The organism is Pseudomonas sp. FSL R10-1350 (assembly GCF_009600525.1).
Taxonomy (GTDB): domain Bacteria; phylum Pseudomonadota; class Gammaproteobacteria; order Pseudomonadales; family Pseudomonadaceae; genus Aquipseudomonas; species Aquipseudomonas helleri.
Genome location: NZ_WIVR01000142.1, coordinates 1 through 1,840, shown reverse-complemented (window position 1 = coordinate 1,840; position 1,840 = coordinate 1). Strand labels below are relative to the sequence as shown.

Genomic DNA, 1,840 nt, shown 5'->3' with positions numbered 1-1,840 from the left:
ATCAGGCGCGGGCGGCCCACGGCGGCGATCACAATGTCGGCCTGGCGGCACAGCGCTTGCGGGTCCTGGCTGCGAGAGTGGAGTACGGTCACCGAACAGTCGGCTTGCAGCAGCAGGGCGGCCATGGGTTTACCGACGATGTTCGAGCGGCCAATCACCACCGCGTGCTTGCCGCGCAAATCACCGCAGGCCTGTTTGAGCAAATACAGGCAGCCGCTGGGGGTGCAGGGCGCCAGCACCGCGCGGCCCTGACTCAGCCCGCCGACGTTGTCACTGTGGAAACCGTCGACGTCCTTGTCCGGGCTGATGGCCTGCAGGGCGCGCAGTTCGTCGATATGCGCGGGCAGGGGCAGTTGCAACAACACACCGTGAACCGAACGGTCGGTATTCAAGCTGGCGATCAACTGCAGCAAGTGCTCAGTTGTGGTGTCGCTCGGCAGGCGATGTTCCAGCGAACGAATACCGACCTCTTCGGCGCGCAGGACCTTGTTGCGCACATACACCTGACTGGCCGGGTCGTTGCCCACCAGTATCACCGCCAGGGTGGGCTCAACGGCTTGCTCGTAGAGGCTGGCCACGTCTTCGCGCACTTGCTGCAACACGCGTGTGGCGGCGGCTTTACCGTCAATCAAAAGGGGCGTATTCACCGGAAAATCACCGTTCTGTCCTGGTTGAGAAACACCCGATGTTCAAGGTGGTATTTGACCGCCCTGGACAGCGCCACAGTTTCGGTGTCGCGCCCGATTGCCACCAGATCCTCCGGCAAATGGGCGTGGTCGACCCGTTGCACTTGCTGCTCAATGATCGGCCCCTCGTCCAGGTCGCTGGTCACGTAATGCGCGGTGGCACCGATCAGCTTTACCCCGCGTTGCCAGGCCTGGTGATACGGCTTGGCGCCCTTGAATCCGGGGAGGAACGAATGGTGGATATTGATTGCCCGGCCTGACAGCTGTTGGCACAGGTCGTCGGAGAGGATTTGCATGTAACGCGCCAACACCACCAGCTCGGTGCCGGTGTCGTCGACGATTTTCATCAGTTCGGCTTCTTGCCGGGCCTTGGTGTCTTTGTTGACGGGCAGGTAAATGAAGCGGATACCCTCGCGCTCAGCCATGGGCCGCAGGTCGAGGTGGTTGGAAACAATGGCGGTGATGGTCATGTCGACCTCGCCCTTGTGGTAGCGGTACAGCAAGTCGCCCAGGCAATGGTCGTACTTGCTCACCATCAGCAACACACGCATCGGCTGGCGGGTGTCGTGGAGTTCCCAGGTCATGTCGAAGGCGGCGGCAACGTCACTGAACCCGTCTTTGATCTGCTGAAGGTCAGCGGCCTGCTCATCGTTGAAGCGAAACACGGCCCGCATGAAAAAGCGCCCGCTGAACTCATCGTCGAATTGCGCCATCTCCCCGATGTAGCAACCGTTGTCCGCCAGAAACGTGGTCACGGCAGCAACGATGCCAGACACCGCCGGACACGTGACCTTGATGATGAAATGGTTTTTTTCGTGTTGCATGACACATCCTCGGGAAGGTAGTGGCAGCTCATCGCAGGGCGAAAAAAGACATCAGCACAGCCGTTCTCGATGCGGAACGTACTTTCTTGATGGGAATAAAATATTCCTGAATGTTGGCTTTATAGGGGAATGCCCGCGCCACGTCCAGAGGTTTTAAGAAAGTTTTTTAACTGACAGGAATTTTATGCGGGGGAAAAGATGCAATCTGTAGGAGCGAGCTTGCCTCGCGATCTTTTGATCTTGATCTAAGAGCCCCTCACCCTAGCCCTCTCCCTGTATGGACCGGGGACATAGCGAACACTTTGTTCGGAGACATAGCGAACAGTTAAC

2 protein-coding genes are annotated in these 1,840 nt (G+C 58.7%); both read right to left on the bottom strand.

What is annotated here, in order from left to right:
- A partial coding sequence (locus GHO25_RS25480) for a tetrahydrofolate dehydrogenase/cyclohydrolase catalytic domain-containing protein (RefSeq protein WP_178110246.1) occupies nucleotides 1-647 on the bottom strand: 647 nt, incomplete at its 3' end.
- Nucleotides 644-1,510, bottom strand: a complete 867-nt coding sequence (gene purU, locus GHO25_RS25475) for a formyltetrahydrofolate deformylase (protein ID WP_048369156.1) — start codon at nucleotides 1,508-1,510, stop codon at nucleotides 644-646. The genes purU and GHO25_RS25480, both read right to left, overlap by 4 nt.
- Between the last annotated feature and the right edge of the window lie 330 nt (nucleotides 1,511-1,840).

Excerpts from the sequence above, each read along its gene's own strand:
- purU (WP_048369156.1), bottom strand. The coding sequence starts at position 1,510 with ATGCAACACGAAAAAAACCATTTCATCATCAAGGTCACGTGTCCGGCG.